This window comes from Candidatus Poriferisocius sp., assembly GCF_965219775.1.
GTDB lineage: Bacteria > Actinomycetota > Acidimicrobiia > Acidimicrobiales > Bin134 > Poriferisocius.
Map to the genome: position 1 here is coordinate 2,902,409 of NZ_OZ244793.1, position 18,478 is coordinate 2,920,886.

19 protein-coding genes and 1 tRNA gene are annotated in these 18,478 nt (G+C 68.3%); 16 read left to right on the plus strand and 4 right to left on the minus strand.

Annotation, left to right across the window (positions count from 1 at the left end):
* Window positions 1-95 precede the first annotated feature (95 nt).
* Together ACOQPQ_RS13115 and ACOQPQ_RS13120 are read right to left on the minus strand one after the other, a co-directional pair.
* Window positions 96-854, minus strand: coding sequence for a DUF6338 family protein (locus tag ACOQPQ_RS13115; RefSeq protein WP_420639868.1), 759 nt, complete (start codon window positions 852-854; stop codon window positions 96-98).
* A 385-nt stretch (window positions 855-1,239) separates the two neighbouring features.
* Window positions 1,240-2,388: a BMP family ABC transporter substrate-binding protein gene (locus ACOQPQ_RS13120; protein WP_420639869.1), complete on the minus strand. Its 1,149-nt coding sequence runs from the start codon at window positions 2,386-2,388 to the stop codon at window positions 1,240-1,242.
* 146 nt (window positions 2,389-2,534) lie between these two features.
* Here ACOQPQ_RS13120 and ACOQPQ_RS13125 point away from each other — a divergent pair, with 146 nt between their 5' ends.
* Window positions 2,535-3,665, plus strand: coding sequence for a ferritin-like domain-containing protein (locus tag ACOQPQ_RS13125; RefSeq protein ID WP_420639870.1), 1,131 nt, complete (start codon window positions 2,535-2,537; stop codon window positions 3,663-3,665).
* A 42-nt stretch (window positions 3,666-3,707) separates the two neighbouring features.
* On the opposite strand, the gene ACOQPQ_RS13130 is transcribed toward ACOQPQ_RS13125, so the two are convergent.
* On the minus strand, window positions 3,708-4,193 hold the full coding sequence (locus ACOQPQ_RS13130; RefSeq protein WP_420639871.1) for a thiol-disulfide oxidoreductase DCC family protein: 486 nt from the start codon (window positions 4,191-4,193) through the stop codon (window positions 3,708-3,710).
* Between the two features lie 150 nt (window positions 4,194-4,343).
* Between ACOQPQ_RS13130 and ychF the strand changes: the two genes are divergently transcribed.
* The 9 genes from ychF (at window position 4,344) to ACOQPQ_RS13175 (ending at window position 11,236) form a co-directional block, all read left to right on the plus strand.
* Window positions 4,344-5,420 carry a redox-regulated ATPase YchF gene (gene ychF, locus ACOQPQ_RS13135; RefSeq protein ID WP_420639872.1) on the plus strand — a complete coding sequence of 359 codons (1,077 nt, stop codon included), beginning with the start codon at window positions 4,344-4,346 and terminating at the stop codon, window positions 5,418-5,420.
* Between the two features lie 50 nt (window positions 5,421-5,470).
* Window positions 5,471-5,818, plus strand: a complete 348-nt coding sequence (locus ACOQPQ_RS13140; RefSeq protein WP_420639873.1) for a DUF192 domain-containing protein — start codon at window positions 5,471-5,473, stop codon at window positions 5,816-5,818.
* Window positions 5,819-5,857: 39 nt separating this feature from the next.
* Window positions 5,858-6,685: a 16S rRNA (cytidine(1402)-2'-O)-methyltransferase gene (rsmI, locus tag ACOQPQ_RS13145; RefSeq protein ID WP_420639874.1), complete on the plus strand. Its 828-nt coding sequence runs from the start codon at window positions 5,858-5,860 to the stop codon at window positions 6,683-6,685.
* Between the two features lie 77 nt (window positions 6,686-6,762).
* The gene (locus ACOQPQ_RS13150) at window positions 6,763-7,227 is read left to right on the plus strand and encodes a VOC family protein (RefSeq protein ID WP_420639875.1); all 465 of its coding nucleotides are present in this window, start codon (window positions 6,763-6,765) and stop codon (window positions 7,225-7,227) included.
* Window positions 7,228-7,270: 43 nt separating this feature from the next.
* Window positions 7,271-8,770: a methionine--tRNA ligase gene (gene metG, locus ACOQPQ_RS13155; RefSeq protein ID WP_420639876.1), complete on the plus strand. Its 1,500-nt coding sequence runs from the start codon at window positions 7,271-7,273 to the stop codon at window positions 8,768-8,770.
* A gap of 2 nt (window positions 8,771-8,772) precedes the next feature.
* Window positions 8,773-9,519: a TatD family hydrolase gene (locus ACOQPQ_RS13160; protein WP_420640413.1), complete on the plus strand. Its 747-nt coding sequence runs from the start codon at window positions 8,773-8,775 to the stop codon at window positions 9,517-9,519.
* Between the two features lie 10 nt (window positions 9,520-9,529).
* Window positions 9,530-9,682, plus strand: a complete 153-nt coding sequence (locus ACOQPQ_RS13165; protein ID WP_420639877.1) for a hypothetical protein — start codon at window positions 9,530-9,532, stop codon at window positions 9,680-9,682.
* Entirely contained in the window at window positions 9,679-10,494 is an 816-nt protein-coding gene (rsmA, locus tag ACOQPQ_RS13170) for a 16S rRNA (adenine(1518)-N(6)/adenine(1519)-N(6))-dimethyltransferase RsmA (RefSeq protein WP_420639878.1), read from the plus strand. The genes ACOQPQ_RS13165 and rsmA overlap by 4 nt, the downstream gene beginning before the upstream one ends.
* A 43-nt stretch (window positions 10,495-10,537) precedes the next feature.
* The gene (locus ACOQPQ_RS13175) at window positions 10,538-11,236 is read left to right on the plus strand and encodes a 4-(cytidine 5'-diphospho)-2-C-methyl-D-erythritol kinase (protein WP_420639879.1); all 699 of its coding nucleotides are present in this window, start codon (window positions 10,538-10,540) and stop codon (window positions 11,234-11,236) included.
* Between the two features lie 44 nt (window positions 11,237-11,280).
* On the opposite strand, the gene ACOQPQ_RS13180 is transcribed toward ACOQPQ_RS13175, so the two are convergent.
* Complete coding sequence (locus ACOQPQ_RS13180) at window positions 11,281-11,382, minus strand: 30S ribosomal protein bS22 (protein WP_419847603.1); 102 nt, start codon at window positions 11,380-11,382, stop codon at window positions 11,281-11,283.
* A 112-nt stretch (window positions 11,383-11,494) separates the two neighbouring features.
* Here ACOQPQ_RS13180 and ACOQPQ_RS13185 point away from each other — a divergent pair.
* From ACOQPQ_RS13185 to mfd, 6 genes are all read left to right on the plus strand, one after another.
* A tRNA-Gln gene (locus ACOQPQ_RS13185) sits at window positions 11,495-11,567 on the plus strand.
* A gap of 120 nt (window positions 11,568-11,687) precedes the next feature.
* Entirely contained in the window at window positions 11,688-12,653 is a 966-nt protein-coding gene (locus tag ACOQPQ_RS13190; RefSeq protein ID WP_420639880.1) for an NTP transferase domain-containing protein, read from the plus strand.
* A 5-nt stretch (window positions 12,654-12,658) separates the two neighbouring features.
* On the plus strand, window positions 12,659-13,639 hold the full coding sequence (locus ACOQPQ_RS13195) for a ribose-phosphate diphosphokinase (protein ID WP_420639881.1): 981 nt from the start codon (window positions 12,659-12,661) through the stop codon (window positions 13,637-13,639).
* Between the two features lie 46 nt (window positions 13,640-13,685).
* A complete protein-coding gene (locus ACOQPQ_RS13200) occupies window positions 13,686-14,366 on the plus strand; it encodes a 50S ribosomal protein L25 (protein ID WP_420639882.1) in 681 nt (226 codons plus the stop codon).
* Between the two features lie 17 nt (window positions 14,367-14,383).
* Window positions 14,384-14,995 carry an aminoacyl-tRNA hydrolase gene (gene pth, locus ACOQPQ_RS13205; protein WP_420639883.1) on the plus strand — a complete coding sequence of 204 codons (612 nt, stop codon included), beginning with the start codon at window positions 14,384-14,386 and terminating at the stop codon, window positions 14,993-14,995.
* A gap of 35 nt (window positions 14,996-15,030) precedes the next feature.
* The gene (gene mfd, locus ACOQPQ_RS13210; protein WP_420639884.1) at window positions 15,031-18,477 is read left to right on the plus strand and encodes a transcription-repair coupling factor; all 3,447 of its coding nucleotides are present in this window, start codon (window positions 15,031-15,033) and stop codon (window positions 18,475-18,477) included.
* The last annotated feature ends 1 nt before the right edge of the window (window position 18,478 follow it).

An 18,478-nucleotide genomic window follows, 5' to 3' on the forward strand; every position in this document is an offset into this window, starting at 1 on the left:
GGCTTCGACCTGTCCATGCCCCGACCCTACCCACCACCCCTCGGCCCGAGGCCGGATCCCGTAGCTTCGGGTTCGGCCATAGCTGCGGCAGACTGTCACCCAGGCCCGGTAACATCGGCGCCGAGTTCGCCGTCACCAGGGAGATAGAGATGAGCGACGGTGAGGAATTGGATGCGAGAGGCACTGACGATCAAAACGGTCTCGTCATCGTACTGGATCAAGGGCTCTTCTGCAGTACCTGCCTGTCGCACCTGAGGATCTACGAAGCAGAGATCGCGGTCTTGTGACTCCTCGTAGTCTTCATTGAAACTCATGACAAATCCAGTGACCAAAGTTCCGTCAGTCAAGAGGCACTCAACATATGGGTACGCACCAGGATTCTCATCACTTGAGCCCACAGAACTCCCGCCAAGGGCAGCAATACTCCGCTTGGCACTCTTTGGATCGAGCCAGTCAGCCCACGACGATTGTGCAGTGCCGCCCCGCCTCTCTTGCCTCCAAGTGATTGTCTTGCCCACGCGATAAGCCAGCGCGCATGAGATCGCTACAAGCCCAGCAATCCATCCCAGCATGTAGGGGAGGTGAATGCGGAAATAATCCCCTGGTGCCAACAGGAAGAGACCGACATCGGGAGTATGTGACGGAAAGATGCCTCTGATAGCACCGAAGACAGCAACACCGACAAAGGAAAATACCAGACCCGGGATCAGCAAAAGGGCTGTTTCGCGAAGTCCGCGATATCGCTTAACGGCATATCTGTGTTCTTGATGCCTAAATTCTCTAGCGATCCGGTAGCTGATGCCGGGAAGGACGACCAGCCCCAGGGCGAAAAGGCCGGTGAATGCTCCGGTCAACTACTTCTGCTCAGGCCGCTTGGTTTGATCTCGATCCTTTGACCCCTGGGGCCGCAGGTGTGGCGTTGAAGGCCGAAGCTTGCGGACCCCATCGCTTGGTCGGCCAATGTGGCGTTGTCCACGAAACTCGCGCTTGTCAGCCATAGCTCTCCTTCGGATGCCCAGAGTCACCCTAACACGCAATGCCGGAAGATCAATGGTGGCCGACCAGCTCCGTCGCCGATTTGTCCTGAGTCTGACAAGGCAAGGGTGACCGGCCGCTGAGGTAAGTCGTTGCTTGCTTCAGCCATCCGCAACCCAGGCGAGGCCAAGGGGTGTAGAGCCATGGCGAAAGGCTGTGGCTGATGGAGCGTCAGCCACAGCCTTTCGATGAGACTGCTGGGGACTAGCCGCAGGCGGATTCTTCGCTGAGGAAGAGGCCGTCGATGCCGCAGACGCCGGTGGTGATGCTGCCGTCGGCCAAGCCGGCCCGCACCCGCTCGACGGTGGCGGCCGCCTCGGCGCTCACGGCGGCGTCGTGGAACGGGGCGTAGGTGATGCCCAGATTCTCGGCGGTCAGAACGTAGGCTCCGCCAGCGAACGTGTCTTGGATCGTGGTGGCGATGTTGCGGAACACCGACAGGTCCACCCGCTTGATGGCCGAGCTGGCCAGGTACTCCGAGCCGGGGGCCGCGCCTCCGTTGAAGGTGGTGTAGTACTCGTCCTGGTCGACGCCGATGCCCCAGGCTCCGGTCTCGGTGGCGGCCTTGATCCCGCCCGATCCGGTGGGGCCGCCCGCTCCGAAGATCACGTCGGCACCGTCGCCGATGAACTGCTGGGCATCGGAGGCACCCTTGGCCGGATCGGTGAAGCTCTCGTTGTACACCGACAGCACCTGGATGTCGGGGTCGATGTACTTGGCACCCGCCTCGTAGCCGTTGACGAACTTCACCACCGGGGGCACGTCCTCGCGTCCTCCGACCACGCCGACCACGCCCGACTCGCTGAGCGAGGCGGCCAGGGCCCCGGCGATGAAACCACCTTCGTGCTCGTTGAACAACACGCCCACGTAGTTGTCGGGATACTCGAGGTGGAACTGGTCGATGCCGATGTAGTTGATGGCCGGGTTCGCTTCGGCAGCCTCGAGCGTGTCGGTCCCGAGAAGGAAGCCCACGGTGATGAGCACGTCGGGGTTCTCACTGGCCGACGTGTTCAAGTTGGCGTCGTAGTCGGCTTCTGAGGCGGTCTCGATGACGCTGGAGTCCTCGATGCCGAAGCAGGCGAGGGCCCCGGTCATGCCCTCGTAGGCGAACTGGTTGAAGGTACCGTCGTCCACCTTGCCGATGTCGGTGACCATGTTGACCCGGAAGCCGTCGGGCGCCTGCAGGCCACCCCACGCCGCGCACTCCTCCTCCAGGGTAAGGAGTGCAGCAGACCCGGTGCCTGCGTCATCCGGAGGCGGTGCCGAGTCCGAGTCGTCGTCGTTGCCGCACCCTGCAGCCACCAGGGCCAACAGGAGCAGCACTGCAATCGTGGAGGACAGCTTCTTGAGCATCACGGGTCCCTTCGTCTGATGCCGTTGGTGAAGTCTGAAGGTTACCCCAGCAATGCCGCCGGCGGTACGTCGGGCCGCAACGGCTTGGCAGGCCGGCAAGGGTTAGCATGGACCGGCGCGGGGGAGCCCAGCCGAGGAGGATCGCCATGACCGTTACCGCTCGCTCCGACGAGGAGATCCTCGGTCGCGGCGGTGTCAACGACATCGACACCATCTTGGACATTTGCACCACCAACCCCGACGTCACCTCGGTGATCCACACCGTGGAGGACAACAGCGACGCCCTGTTCACCTGGGACTACGCCAAGGGCGCCCGTCCCCAACTGGAGCGCCTCTACGAGAAGGCCAAGACTTCCCAGTGGAACGCCCAGACCGACCTGGACTGGTCCATCGAGGTGGATCCCTACGAGGCGTTCTCGATCTTCAGCGAGTCGGGTGCCGACGAGGAGTACGAGAGCAACCCTGATCTGCCCACCGCCAAGTGGGGTGAGGCGGAGTGGCGGGAGTTCTCCCTGGAGTCGTTCAAATGGCGCATGAGCCAGTTCCTCCACGGCGAGCAGGGCGCCCTGTTGTGTACGGCCAAGATCGTGGAGACCGTTCCCTGGATCGACGCCAAGTACTACGCCGCCACCCAGGTGGTGGACGAGGCCCGGCACGTGGAGGTGTTCGCCCAGTACATCGACACCAAGCTGGGCGACTCCTATCCCATCAACGCCCACCTCAAGATGCTGCTGGACGACATCATCAACGACAGCCGCTGGGACATGACCTATCTCGGCATGCAGATCATGGTGGAGGGCTTGGCCTTGGCCGCCTTCGGTTTCATGCACCAGCTCACTCCCGAGCCCCTGCTCAAGAAGCTGCTGCGCTACGTGATGGCCGACGAGGCCCGCCACGTGGCCTTCGGCGTGCTCAGCCTCCAGGAGTTCTACGCCGACCTCTCCCAAGCCGAGTTGCGGGAGCGCCAGGAGTTCGCCTTCGAGGCCGCCGTGCGGATGCGCGACCGGTTCTTGTCGCAAGAGGTGTGGGAGCGCATGGGTGTGCCCGTGCGCCCCATGGTGGAGAACTTCCTGTCGTTGCCCCCCGAACACAAGCCGTTCCAGAACATCTTGTTCTCCAAGATCGTGCCCAACTGCAAGAAGCTGGGCCTGCTCGACGCCGGAGACGGCTGGCTGCGTCGCCGGTTCGAGGACATCCACGTGATCCAGTTCGAAGACTGGGTGGACACCGGGGAGGAGTACGAGGACTTCCAAGTGGAGGAGGCCGCCGCCGTCTGAGCCCGTGGGGGCCACCACCGGAGGCTGTCGCTCACCCCCGCCTCAGCGTCGGCAGGTCGGGCTGGCGCCGGGGCGGCGGAGTCGGTGGCGGTTGTGGGCCACCCGGCGATAAATCCAGCGAGCCGGTGGTCCCATCGGCCGCAGGGTGAGCAGCCGCCCCAGCCAAGGCCAGGGGCCACCCAGGGCCCCGAGGGCCTGGGCGATGCCGCGGTGCTCGTCCCAAGGGCGACCGTCGGGGTCGATCCACCACACGGAGCGGGCCACGTCGTCATCGGTCAGGCCCAGCACGTGGAGATCGGCCTGCTGCGACGGAACGACCCGGTAGCCGTCACCCAGCCTGCGGTCCACCCAGCGGGCCGCAGCCGAGCAGAAACCGCAGTCACCGTCGTAGATCAGCCACCCCCTGGTGGTCGTCAGATCGGGGTGCGCCGGGGGCGTGGCCCCGAAATCGGAAAACGGGGCCGGGTCGTCCCCGAGGTTGGCGGCGTGGTCCCTAGCTGTTTCGTCCCGCGTTGGGCTTGCGCCCATGGTTGGCCTTCTTGCGTCGTGCTCGGGCCTTGCGCTTTTGGGTGCGCTTCGACATTGCCGCCTCCGCGTGTGGGGTGATGCCGGCGCGTCGCGATTTCTGCGACACACCAATGAGGCAATGCTACCGGGCGGGGTTAGCCTGAGCGATCCGTGGAGCGCTTCGGGTTCGTCGGCCTGCCCAACTCGGGCAAGTCCTCTCTCTACAACGCCTTGATCGGGTCGGACGTGCTGGCCGCCCCCTACGCCTTCGCCACCACCAGCCCCAACATCGGGGTGGCCAAGGTGGCCGACCCTCGCCTCGACGCCATTGCCCAACTCAGCGGCTCCCGAACGGTGACCCCCGCCAGCGTGCAGTTCACCGACATCGGGGGCCTGGTGGAGGGAGCCAGCCGAGGGGAGGGGCTGGGCAACCGCTTCCTGGCCGGCATCCGAGAGGTGGACGCGGTGGTGTTCGTGCTTCGGGCCTTTGTCGATGACGACGTGCCCGGTCCCACCGACCCCCTGGAGCACTTGCGGGTGCTGGAGATCGAGCTGACGCTGGCCGATCTGGAGTCGGTGGAGAGTCGACTGGTCAAACGGCGCAAATCGGCGGTTCAAGACCGCACGTTGGCCGGTGAGGTGGCCGCCCTGGAAGCGGCCGTCGAGGTGCTGGGCGAGGGCATCCCCCTGTATCGCAGCGACTTGTCCGGTGATCAACGGGCCGATCTGCGGGAGAGCTTCCTGCTCACCAACCGACCGGTCCTGGCCGTGGTCAACATCGGCGACGATCAGCTCGATGACGCCGACGCGGTGACCGAGCCGGTGGCCATCGAGCTGGAGGGGAGGGCCGAGGTCCTGGCGGTGTGCGTGCAGCTCGAAGCCGAAGCCGCCCAGCTATCCGCCGGCGAGCGGACCGAGCTGCTGGAGGGCCTGGGCCTGGGTGAGGGCGCCCTGGGCCGCTTCACCCATCGGGCCTACGACCTGTTGGGCTTGCGGACCTTCTTCACCACCGGCGACAAGGAAACCCGAGCCTGGACCTACCGCCAGGGGGCCACCGCCCCGGAGGCGGCCGGACGGATCCACACCGACTTCCAACGGGGGTTCATCCGAGCCGAGGTCATCGGCTGGCAGGAGTTGCTCGACGCCGGTGGCTGGACGCAGGCCAAGGACCAGGGTCGGATGCGCACCGAGGGTCGCGACTACCTCGTGGCCGACGGTGACGTCATGGAGATCCGATTCAACGTGTGAGGGGCAAAGTCCCTCTTGAATGAGGGCCGCCGGAGTTGGAGAATCAAGCCATGGCGTGGCTCGTCTGCGACGATCAGGTGCTGGCCACCGTGGACATGGCCGTCGGTTGGCGACAGCGGGCTCGGGGGTTGTTGGGCCGCGACCGATACGACCGGGTCCTGCTGCTGCGACCGGCGTTCTCGGTCCACACCCTGGGCATGCGCTTTCCCATCGACGTGGCGTACCTGGATCGCAACCTGGTGGTGCTGAAGACCACCACCATGGGTCGCCACCGGGTGGGATTGCCGGTGTGGCGGGCCCGGGCGGTGCTCGAGGCCGAAGCTGGCTCGTTCTCCCGATGGGGAATAAGGCCGGGAGACCGCCTGGAGGTGAGACAGACTGCGGGGGAGCGGGGATAGTCGGGCACCGGCACCCGCAGAGGAAGCTTGGGAGGAATCATGGCTGGAAGGCTGCTGGTGGTGGCCACCCCGATCGGCAACTTGGGCGACCTCTCCCCCCGCGCCGTTTCCGTGTTGGCCGACGCCGACGTGGTGGCCTGCGAGGACACCCGCCGCACCGGGCGCTTGCTGTCCCACGCCGGGGTGCAAGCCCCCCGCCTGGTGGTGGTGAACGAGCACACCGAGGCCGCCGGGGCGGCCGAGATCGCCGAATTGGTGGCCGGCGGCCGCACCGTGTGTCTGGTCACCGACGCCGGCACCCCGGCGGTGTCCGACCCCGGCGCCCGGGTGGTCCGGGCCACGCTCGACGCCGGAGGCCAGGTGGAGGCCGTACCCGGCCCCTCGGCCGCGTTGGCCGCCCTGGTGGTGAGCGGACTGCCCACCGGGCGCTTCTGCTTCGAGGGGTTCTTGCCCCGCAAGGGCCGACACCGTGACGATCGCCTGCAGGCCTTGTCCCGGGAACCCCGCACCATGGTGTTGTTCGAGGCCCCCCACCGACTGGCCCGTACCTTGGCCGATTTGGCCTCGGTGCTGGGCGGGGACCGGTCGGTGGCCGTCGTGCGGGAACAGACCAAGCTCCACGAGGAGGTGTGGCGGGGCACCCTGGCCGATGCCGCCGACCGGGCTGCCGGCGCCCCGCCCAAGGGCGAGCACGTGCTGGTGGTGGCCGGCTGCCCCGCTTCGGCTCCCCCTACGGAGCCCCAGATCAGAGCCGCCCTCGACGAGCGGCTGGCCGATGGCCTCTCCCGCCGGGACGCCGCCGCTGCCGTGGCTGCCGACCTCGGCATTTCCCGGCGAGCGGTCTACCAGTTGGCCCTGGCAGACTGAACGGGTACGCCATCCCAAAACGATGCCGAACTGGCCTTGACCCATCAGGCCGGGGCCGAAATTACTGAGGAGGTCTCATGAGCGAGGTCCAACCCATTCCCGACGACTATCCCCGGATCACCCCGTATCTTTGTGTGGACGACGGGGTAGCGGCCATCGACTTCCTGGCTGAGGTGTTCGGGGCCACCGAGCGCCTGCGGATGCCCACCCCCGGTGGCAAGGTCGCCCATGCCGAGGTGGCCATCGGCGACGGGCTGCTCATGTTGTCCGACGAGTTCCCCGAGATGGGAGTGGTGGGCCCCAAGACCTTCGGGGGTACGGCCGTGACCATCAGCGTGTTCGTGGAAGACGCCGATGCCACTTTTGCCAAGGCGGTCGCTGCCGGGGCCACCGCCGAGCGACCGGTGGAGACGCACTTCTACGGGGACCGTGGCGGCATGTTCATCGACCCGTTCGGCCACCGCTGGAACGTGTCCACCCACGTGGAGGACGTGTCCACCGAGGAGGTGCTTCGGCGCTCCGCCGAGATGTTCGGCGAGTAAACCCAATCGGGGCCGACAGGCCGGGGGGCAGTAGTGTGAAGTGGTGTCGCGCTATTTCCTGACGACCCCGATCTTCTACGTCAACGACGCTCCTCATATCGGCCACGCCTACACGGTGCTCAACGGTGACGCCGTCACCCGCTGGCACCGCCTCTTGGGCGAAGACGTCTTCTACCTGACCGGCACCGACGAGCACGGCCTCAAGGTGCAGCGGGCGGCCGAGGCCAACGGTCTGTCGCCGCTGGAACAGGCCGACAGCACCAGTACCCGCTTCCGGGAAGCGTGGGCGGAGCTGGGGGTGGCCAACGACGAGTTCATCCGGACCACCGAGCCCCGCCACCACCATGCCGTCCAGACGCTCATGCAGCGGGCTTACGACAACGGCCACATCTATTCGGCGGTCTACGACGGCTGGTACTCGGTGGCCGACGAGGCCTACATCACCGAGGAAGAGGTGACGCCCGCCGACGTCGAGTCGGGCCGGGTGGAGCGGATGACCGAGGAGAACTACTTCTTCAAGCTCTCCGCCTTCGAGGAGCCGCTGTTGGAGTGGTTCGAGGCCAATCCCACCAACATCACTCCGGAGGGCTACCGCAACGAGGCCTTGGGCATCATTCGGGGCGGCCTGCGGGACATTTCCATCACCCGGACCTCCATCAACTGGGGCATTCCGGTGCCCTGGGCGCCGGACCATGTGTTCTACGTGTGGTACGACGCCCTCACCAACTACGCCACCGCCGCCGGGTACGGCCACGACGAGGACCGGTTCGGGGCATGGTGGCCGTCGGTGCGCCACCTGCTGGGCAAGGACATCATCCGCTTCCACTGCGTGTACTGGCCGGCCATGCTGCTGGCCGCCGGGGTGACCGATCTGCCCCGGTACCACGTCCACGGCTGGCTCCTGGTGGGCGGGAAGAAGATGTCCAAGTCGGCGTTCAACCAGATCTCCCCCTCCGATCTCATCGGTGACTTCGGGGTGGACGGCTTCCGCTACGCCCTGCTGCGGGACACCCCGTTCGGCCCCGACAGCGAGGTCAGCCACGAGGCCCTCCAGCACCGTTACAACACCGATCTGGCCAACAACTTCGGCAACCTTTTGCAGCGGTCCGCCACACTGGTCCACCAGAAGTGCGATGGGATCGGTCCCGCCCCCGACGTGGACCACCCGCTGGCCGACGTGGCCGCTCAGGTGTACGCCGACGCGGCCGCCGCCTGGGACCGGTTCCAACCGTCGGTGGCCCTGGAGGCCACGTGGCGCCTCATCCGCGACACCAATGAGTACCTGCAGGCCACCGAGCCGTGGAAGATGGATCCCGGCCCCCAGGTCAACCCGGTGCTGGGCAACGCCCTAGAGGCCCTGCGGATCGTCTGCGTGCTGGCCGCCCCGGCCATCCCCGACTCCTGCGAGGCGGCCTGGACCCGGCTGGGCCTGGACGGCTCACCTCTCGACCAGCGACTGCCCGCGGCGGCCGTTTGGGGGCAGTATCCCGGCGGCCTGCCGGTGGCCCAGGGCGAGCCCCTGTTCCCCCGGCTGCGTGATTGACGGTGCGCTGGACCGACAACCACTGCCACCTGGAACCCGACACCCTGTCCGACGTGGTGGCCCGGGCCGCCGCGGCCGGGGTGGAGCGCATGATCGACGTGGGGACCGACCTCGCCACCTCGCGGGCTGCCGTGGCCAAGGCCAACGCCGACGACCGGGTGTGGGCCACGGTGGGGGTTCACCCCCATGAAGCCCGCCACGGCATCGAAGGCATCGAGGATTTGCTGGGGTCGGACCGGGTCGTGGCGGTAGGTGAGTGCGGGTTGGATTACCACTACAACCATTCGTCCCCCGCCGACCAGCAGGCGGTCTTCGCCGCCCAAATCGAGATGGCCCACCGCCACGAGATGCCCCTGGTGATTCACTCCCGAGAGGCGTGGGACGACACGTTCGCCGTCCTGGACGAACATCGGGCCCCCGACCGCACCGTGTTTCACTGCTTCACCGGCGGGGTCGACGAGGCCCGGTCCGCGCTGGACCGGGGGGCGATGCTGTCGTTCAGCGGGATCGTGAGCTTCCCCTCGGCCGACGATGTGCGAGAGGCGGCCGCGCTGTGCCCCCTCGACCGCCTCCTGGTGGAAACCGACTCGCCCTATCTGGCGCCGGTCCCCCGGCGGGGTCGCCCCAATTCCCCGGCCAACCTGCCCCTGGTGGGGGAGGCGCTGGCCCTCGCCAAGAACCTGGCCCCCGAAGTGGTGGCCGAGCGCACCTGGGTGAACGCCGCCGAGTTCTACCGGCTCGACCCCTGACCCGGCACGCATGGCCCGCTCCGATCAGCCCCCGGATCTGGCCCGACTGGCCTTGTGGCTGGTGGTGGTGGCCGTGCTGGTGGTGCTGGTGGTGCAGCTCGAGGCTGCGGCCGCGGCTACCCCGGCAGGGACCGTTGCCCCGCTGATGGTGGGCCCGCGGTGACCCTCACCCGTACCCAGGTGCAGGACCTGCTCGACCGCCATGGGTTGGTGCCCAGCCGGGCGTTGGGCCAGCACTTCGTGGTCGATCCCAACACCATTGCCGCCATGGTCCGAGCGGCCGACCTGAACTCCGACCAATCGGTGGTGGAGATCGGCCCCGGCCTGGGGTCGCTCACCCGGGCGTTGGCCGACGAGGTGGCCCATGTGCTGGCGGTGGAGGCCGACCGCCACGTGCTGGCGCCGCTGGCCGAAACCGCCGACGCCCCCAACGTGGAGATCGTTCACGCCGACGCCACCGCCCCAGGGTGGCGCCACAGGCTGGGCGACCCTGGCCGTCGGTGGGCATTGGTGGCCAACCTGCCCTACAACGTCGCCGTTCCGCTCCTGCTCGACCTGCTGGACCACGAGCCCCGGATCGACTCGTTCACCGTGATGGTCCAACGGGAGGTGGCCGAGCGCCTGGTGGCTCCGGTGGGCACCAAGGCCTACGGCATTCCCACCCTCAAGGTGGCCTACTGGTGCGAGGCCCGCCTGGTCCGCACCGTATCCCCGTCGGTGTTCTGGCCCCGCCCCCGGGTGTCCTCGGCCGTGGTGCGCTTGGTGCGGCGTCCCCACCCGGCCACCGACGCCGACTCCGACCGCCTGTTCGCCCTCATTCGCACCGCTTTCGGCCGGCGCCGCCAGATGCTCCGTCGCTCCCTGGCCGCTCACGTCACCCCCGACCACTTCGCGGCGGCCGCCGTGGACCCCACCGACCGCCCCGAACAGCTCACCCTCGCCCAATGGGCCGCCTTGGCCGAGGCAGCCTCATGATGGCCGCCGAAAACCGGCGAGAGCCCCGAAAGAAGCAGATTCGGTGACCACGGTTGCGGCCTATGCCAAGCTCACGTTGTCGTTGCGGATCACCGGGGTGCGACCGGACGGCTATCACGAGATCGACGCCGAGATGGTCACGCTGGATCTGGCCGACACCCTGGTGATCGAGCCGGGGCGCGGGGTGATCCTCGAGGGCGGGCATGACATCGATGCGGACGACAACCTCATCACTCGGGCCCTCGACCTGGTGGGGCGCACCGCCCGGGTGACGGTGACCAAACGGATCCCGCCGGGGGCGGGACTGGGGGGCGGCTCGGCCGACGCGGCGGCCGTCCTCCGCTGGGCCGGGTACGCCGACGTGGCGGGATCGGCCCGACTGGGGGCCGACGTCCCGTTCTGTCTGGTCGGCGGGCGGGCCCGGGTGCGAGGCATCGGCGAGCAGGTGGAACCGCTGGACCATCTTCCCCGGACCCTGACGCTGCTCACCCCCCCGTTCGGCTGCTCCACGCCCGCGGTGTACCGCCGCTGGGACGAACTGGGCGGACCGCAGGGGGAGAACGGCAATGACCTGGAGCCTGCCGCGCTTCAGGTGGAACCCCGCCTCGAGCAGTACCGCCGGGCGCTGGAGGAGGCCAGTGGCCGGCTACCCCGGCTGGCGGGCAGCGGCTCCACCTGGTTTGTGGAGGGGGCCCACCCCGGTGCCGACCGCCGGGTGGTCCACACCGTCCCGGCCCGCTGAGGTTCTGTGCCGCGGGCTCGCCGCCCGAAGCGGGTGCGCTCGGGCTACTTGCCGCGGGCTCGCCGCTGGAAACGGGTGCGCTTCAACATCTTCTTGTGCTTCTTCTTGCGCATGCGCTTGCGGCGCTTTTTGATCAACGATCCCATGGTGCGACCACGCTAGCCCGGCCAGTCGCGCCGGCAATAACTCGGGGATTCACCCCGAGGCCATGGGGTAGCCTGCCGGTAACGCCTTGCGGCGGCCACGCAAGGAGTTCTGTGGCGAGTAGTTCAATCGGTAGAACGCCTGGCTTTGGACCAGGAGGTTGCAGGTTCGAGCCCTGCCTCGCCAGCCGACCGTCGGGCGAATTGGTGCCGCCTGCACGTGGTTGCCCCCCAGTTCGCGCTAGAAAGTGGGCGTGCGACTTTCGGACCGGCTCACCGTGGTCTGGCCCCGCCGAGACTGAGCGCCCATGACGTCGGACCACCTGCCCCTGTCCGCCATCGTCCTGGCCGCGGGTCGGGGCGCTCGGATGCGGTCGGGCCGGCCCAAACCCCTGCACGACGTGTGCGGCCGGGCCATGGTCCTGCACGTGATCGACGCCCTGGCCGAGGCCCGGCCTCTCCACATGGCCGTGGTGGTGGGCCACGGTGCGGAAGAGGTGGCCAAGCACATCACCAATGAGGCCTACGACCTGGCCATCGACTACGTGGACCAGCCCATCCCCGCGGGCACCGCGGATGCCACCGCGGTGGCCCTGGCCGGGCTGGACGGCGCCCCCGACGACGAGGACGTGCTGGTGGTCCCGGCCGACATGCCGCTACTACAGGGCCGGACGTTGCAGGCCTTGGTGGCCCACCACCGGGTTCGCCAGGCGGCGGCCACGGTGGCCACCGCCGATGGAGAGAACGCCGACATTTTCTGCTTTCGCCGGAGCCTGCTGTCGCCCGCGTTGCGCCGGGTGTCGGACCGTACCTCCGGGCTGGAGTACGGGCTGGCCGACGCGGTATCGGTGCTGACCGCCGCCGGCCACGAAGCGGAGACTTTTGCCATCGATCGGAGCGAGGCGCAGGGGGTGGACGACCGGGAGCAATTGGCGTTCGCCGAAGCCGAGATGCGCCAGCGGGTCAACCGCAACTGGATGATCTCCGGGGTGCGCATCACCGCTCCCCACAGCGCCTACATCGACGTCAGCGTGAAGCTGGCCCCCGATGTGGTCATCCACCCCGGCGTGATGCTGCGGGGCCATACGGTCATCGGCGAGGGCGCGGTGATCGGACCGCACACCATCCTGGCCGACTGCGTGGTCGGACCCCGGGCGGTGGTGGAGGCGGTGTCGGCCACCGATGTCGAAATCGGGGCCGATGCCCAAGTCGGCCCCTACATCACGCTGGCGCCCGGTACGCACATTCCGTCCCCCACGGTCGAAGGAAGCTGAGACTCATGGAATTGGTCACCAAGAAGAAGTTGGTCATCATCTCGGGCCGGGCCAACCACGGCTTGGCCGCCGAGATCGCGGTGGCACTCGGCGAGGAGATGGTGGAGCCCAACCTCGGTGACTTCGCCAACGGGGAGATCCACTGCCGCTTCGAGGAGTCGGTGCGGGGCACCGACGTGTTCATCGTGCAGAGCCACACCGCCCACGACGAGTTCACCATCAATGATGCCGTCATGGAACACCTCATCATGGTGGATGCCGCCCGGCGGGCCTCGGCCAAACGGATCACCGCGGTGTGCCCCTTTTTCGGTTACGCCCGCCAGGACCGCAAAGCCGCGGGCCGCGAGCCCATCACCGCCAAGCTGATGGCCAACTCGTTTCGGGCCGCAGGCGCCGATCGCATGCTGAGCGTGGACCTGCACTCGGGGCAGATCCAGGGGTTCTTCGACGGACCCTGGGATCACCTCACCGCCATGCCGGTCCTCACCGACTACCTGAAGGACATCGACGGCGATCTGGTCATTGTGTCGCCCGACGCCGGCCGGGTGAAGGTGGCCGAGCGCTACACCAACGATCTGGGGGCCGACCTGGCCATCGTCCACAAGCGCCGGTCCAAGGATGTGATGCACGCGGTGGAGGTCATGGAGGTGGTGGGGGATGTGGCCGGTCGCACCTGCGTGTTGATCGACGACATGATCGACACCGGAGGCACCATCGTGGCCGCGGCCGACGCCTTGGCTGCCCGGGGGGCGGCCACCATCTACGCGGCTACCACCCACGGTGTGTTCTCCGGGCCGGCCATCGATCGGCTGAAGAACTCGGTGATCTCCAAGGTGGTGATCACCAACACGCTGCCGTTGGCTCCCGAGAAGCAGATCGACAAGATCGAGGTGTTGTCGGTGGCCGAGATCATCGCCGACGCCATCGACGCCGTGTTCGAGGACACCTCGGTTTCGGAGATCTTCGGGGGCAAGAACCTCTCCTGACCGCTAGCCGTTTGGACGTCGGCCCGGTAAAATCGCCGACTGCGCTATGGCCGAACTGATCCTCAAGACCGACACTACGCGCCAACGGGGTACCCGCCCGTCCCGCCGCCTGCGCCGGGAGGGTGCCGTTCCCGGCGTGGTGTACGGCCTCGGCGGAGAGTCGGTGGCCGTGGCCGTGAACGCCCGTGAGCTTCGCTCGGCCCTGAACACCGAGGCCGGTCTCAACGCCCTGCTCACCCTGGAGGTGGGCGACGACCGCCAGCTCGGCCTGGTCAAGGAACTGCAGCACCACCCGGTGCGGAACGAGATCATCCACGTGGACTTCATTCGGGTCGACGCCGACGTGGAGGTCGAGGTCGACGTGCGCATGGTGCTGGTGGGTGATGCCCCCGGCGTGACCAACGAGGGCGGGGTGGTCGACCAAGCCGCCTTCACCGTGCGGGTGCTGGCCAAGCCCCAAGCCATCCCCAACGAACTGACCATCGACATCAGCGACATGGTGATGGGCGACACCCTGCGGACCGGTGACATCCAACTGCCCACCGGGGCGCAACTGGCCGGCGATCCCGAGGAGTTGGTGGCCAGCACGTCGATGGCGGTCATCGAGGTCGAAGAGCCCGAGGTCGACGAAGAGCTCGAAGGTGAGCTGGACGTCGACGGCGAGGCCGACGGCGCCGACGACGCCACCGAGCAGGCCGACGACGCCGCTTCCGACGCTGCAGGCTGAGTCCGGCCGAGGTCGCCGTGCCGCCCCGCTGGCGATCCCGCACCAAGCACCGCGACACCCCTGCTGATTTGGTGGTGGTCGGGCTCGGCAATCCCGGCACCGAATTCGTCGGATCACGGCACAACGTGGGAGCCGAGGTGGTGGAGTTGCTGGCCGACCGCTACCGGGAGCCGTTGCGCAAGAGCCGGGAGGCCTCGCTGGTGGCCGAGGTCAAGGTGAACGGCCGTCGCGTGGTGTTGGCCTTTCCCCAGACCTACATGAACAAATCGGGTGAGGCCGTCCGGTCATTGGTGCGCCGCTGGAGCATGGCCGAGCGGCTGGACCGCCTGGTGGTGGTACACGACGAGCTGGACCTGCCCCCCGGACGCATCAAGGTGAAACACGGCGGAGGGCTGGCCGGCCACAACGGCCTGTCCTCGATCAGGTCCCACCTGCACACCGCCGACTTCACCCGAGTCCGAATCGGCGTGGGCAAGCCACCCCACGCCCAAGCGGGCGTCAACTATGTGCTGAAGCGGCCCGGTCGAGTCGACCGGCAGGCCCTCGACGATGCGGTGGAGCGGGCCGCCGACGCCGCCCTGGCCCTGCTGGATCATCCGGTGGACGCGGTCATGAACCGGTTCAACTGACAGGGGCGTCACGAGTGGCTGGGGTTACACCGGGATTGTCCGGCCTGGGACGGCTGTTGGCCACCGAACCGGCGGTGATCGACGTGCTGGGGCGCCGCGACGCCTCGCTGGCGGTGGCCGAAGCCGGCCAGGCCGCCGCGCTGGCCGCCATCGCCGAGCTGAACGGCCGTCGCCCCGTGGTGGTGGCCACCCCCACCTCGGCCGACGCCGAGCGCCTGGCCGGGGACCTGTCGGTCATGGTAGACGGGGGTGCCTGTTTGTTCCCGGCGTGGGAGACCCTGCCGTTCGAGCGGGTCAGTCCCGGTGTGGAGACCATGGGTCGGCGCAGCCAGGTCCTGTGGCGGCTCGGCGATCCCAACCGGTGCCCGCCGGTGGTGGTGGGCCCCGTCCGGGCCCTGCTCCAGCGCCTGGTGGTCGACGGGGACGGCGCCGACCCGGTGACGGTGGCCGCCGGGGATCGGCTGGACCTGAGCCAACTGACCGCCGCGTTGGCCGACCGGGGTTACCGGCGGGACATCCAGGTGGAGCACCGGGGGGTGTTCGCCGTGCGGGGCTCCATCGTGGACGTGTTTCCCTCAACCGCCGACAGCCCGGTGCGCATCGACCTGTGGGGCGATGAGGTGGACCGGCTGACCGAGTTCTCCGTGGCCGATCAGCGGGCCACCGAACCCGTCGAACAGGTCATGGTGTTCCCCGCCCGGGAAGTGCGACCGGGGCCCGGGGTCATCGCCGCCGCCCAGAAGTTGGTGGCCACCAGTCCTTGGGGTCGGGATCAGTGGGAGCGGCTGGCCGAGGGCCAGTTCTTCGACGGCATGGAATCCTGGCTGCCCTGGTTGGTGGACGCCGAGCACATCCTCACCGATCGCCTCGGTCCCGACGCCCTGGTGGTTCTCCTGGAGCCCAGTCGCCTGGTGGCCCGGGCCCACGACATCGCCGCCGAAGAGGCCGATCTGGCCCGGGCGCTGGCCCAAACCTGGGGAGCCGCCGGTGAGCGGTTCCCCCGTCTGCACGTGGCCTACGACCGGCTGCTGGCCGAATGCCGGTCGCCGGTGTGGACCATGACCTCAGTGCCCGCCGGTCCGGGCACCCCGACGGTGGCGGTGGGGGGGTGGGCCTCGGCCATCGGCGATCCGTCGGCCCCGGTGTCCCAGGTGTCCCGGCTACTGGCCGAGGGCTACCAGGTGCGGGTGGCCGCTGATGGTCCGGGGTCGGCCGGGCGGACCGCGGCCCTCTTGCGCGAGCACGGGGTGGACCTCCCGGTTCGCACCGAAGGCCGCCCCGAAGAGGGTAGTGGCGGGGGCGGGTGCGTGGTGGTGGCCCCGCTCCAGCGGGGATTCGTGCTGCCCGACGCTCGGCTGGCCGTCCTGGGCGAAGCCGAACTCACCGGCCGCCGACGTTCCCATCGTCGAAGCCGGTCCCGCCGTTCGTCGGCCCGGGAGCTGGACGACCTGGCCGCGGACGACTACGTGGTCCACCGCCACCACGGGGTGGGCCGCTACCGGGGCATGGTGAACCGGGCCATCGGCGGGGTTAGCCGCGACTACCTGCTGGTGGAGTACCGGGGGGGCGACAAGCTGTACGTGCCCACCGACCAGGTGGACGCCGTGCGCCGGTACTCCGGGGGTGAATCCCCCACCCTGAGCAAGATGGGAGGCGCCGACTGGCAGCGGACCAAGAGCGGGGTGCGCTCGGCGGTCAGCGAGATCGCCAAGGAGCTGGTGGTGCTGTATCAGCGCCGGATCACCACGCCCGGCCGGTCGTTCACCCCCGATACCCCGTGGCAGGCGGAGATGGAATCGGCCTTCGGCTACCAGCTCACCCCCGATCAGCACAAGGCCATCGTGGAGGTCAAGGCCGACATGGAGCAGGCCGTGCCCATGGACCGGTTGATATGCGGCGACGTGGGATTCGGCAAGACCGAGGTGGCCATTCGGGCGGTGTTCAAGGCCGTGCAGGACGGCACCCAGGCCGCGGTGCTGGTGCCCACCACCCTGCTGGCCCAGCAGCACTACCAGACTTTCAGCGAGCGCTTCGCCGGCTATCCCATCCGGGTGGAGGCCTTGAGCCGGTTCCTGTCCCCGAGCCAGGCCCGAGCCGTGGTGGCCGGGGTGGCCGACGGGTCGGTGGACGTGGTGATCGGCACCCACCGCCTGCTCTCCGACGACGTGACGTTTCGGGATCTGGGCCTGTTGGTGGTGGATGAGGAACAACGATTCGGGGTGAGCCACAAGGAGGCCATCAAGTCGATCAAGGCGGACGTGGACGTGATGACCCTCACCGCCACCCCCATTCCCCGGACCCTGGAGATGAGCCTGACCGGCATCCGCGACCTCACCCTGTTGCACACGCCCCCCGCCGATCGCCAACCCATATTGACCTACGTGGGGGCCTACGACGAGCGCCCGGTGGCCGAGGCCATTCGCCGGGAACTGTTGCGCGACGGTCAGGTGTTCTTCGTCCACAACCGGGTGGCCGACATCGACCACGTGGCCGTCGACCTGGCCGAGCTGGTTCCCGAGGCCCGCATCGCCGTGGCCCACGGGCAGATGGACGAAGGCACCCTGGAACAGGTGGTGATCGACTTCTGGGAACGGGCCTACGACGTGCTGGTGTGTACCACCATCATCGAGTCGGGCATCGACATGCCCACCGTCAACACCCTGGTGGTGGACCGGGCCGACCTGTTGGGCCTGGGCCAGCTCCACCAGCTCCGGGGCCGGGTGGGACGGGCCGGTTCCCGGGCCTACGCCTACCTGTTCACCCCGGAAGGGCGGGTGATCACCGAGGAGGCCTACGAGCGGCTCAAGACGATCGGCGAGGCCACTGAGCTGGGCTCGGGATTCAAGATCGCCATGCGCGACCTGGAGATCCGGGGTGCGGGCAACATGTTGGGCACCGGCCAGTCGGGCCACATCGCCGCGGTGGGCTACGACCTCTACTGCCAGTTGGTCACCGAGGCAGTGGCCGAGCTGAAGGGGGAACAGGCGCCCGAACCGGTGGAGGTCACCATCGACCTGCCCCAGGCCGCGAGCATTCCCGAGGACTACATGGCCAAAGAGGAGTTGCGGCTGGAGGCCTACCGCCGGGTGGCGGCCTGCCAAACCCAGGAACAGGTGGACGATGTGGCCACGGAATGGGTGGATCGCTACGGGCCGATTCCCGAGGTGGCCCGGACGCTGCTGGAGGTGGCCGGGCTGCGGTGCGAGTGCCTGCGGACCGGGGTGCGAGAGGTGTCGGTGGCCAAGGGTCCCGGCTTCGGCGGGCCCAAATGGGTGGCCCGGATCCACCCGGTGCGGCTGCGGCCCAGCCGCCGGGTGCGCCTCGAACGGCTCTACCCCCAGGCCACCTACCAGGAGGGTCCGGGACTGCTCACCCTGCCGCTGGCCTCCGCCGGGGCCGCGGCGGAAACGGTGGTGGCCGCCTTGTGCGACCTGGTGCCCGACGATGAATCGGCCGCGGCGGCGACCAGGAAGTCGGCGTGAT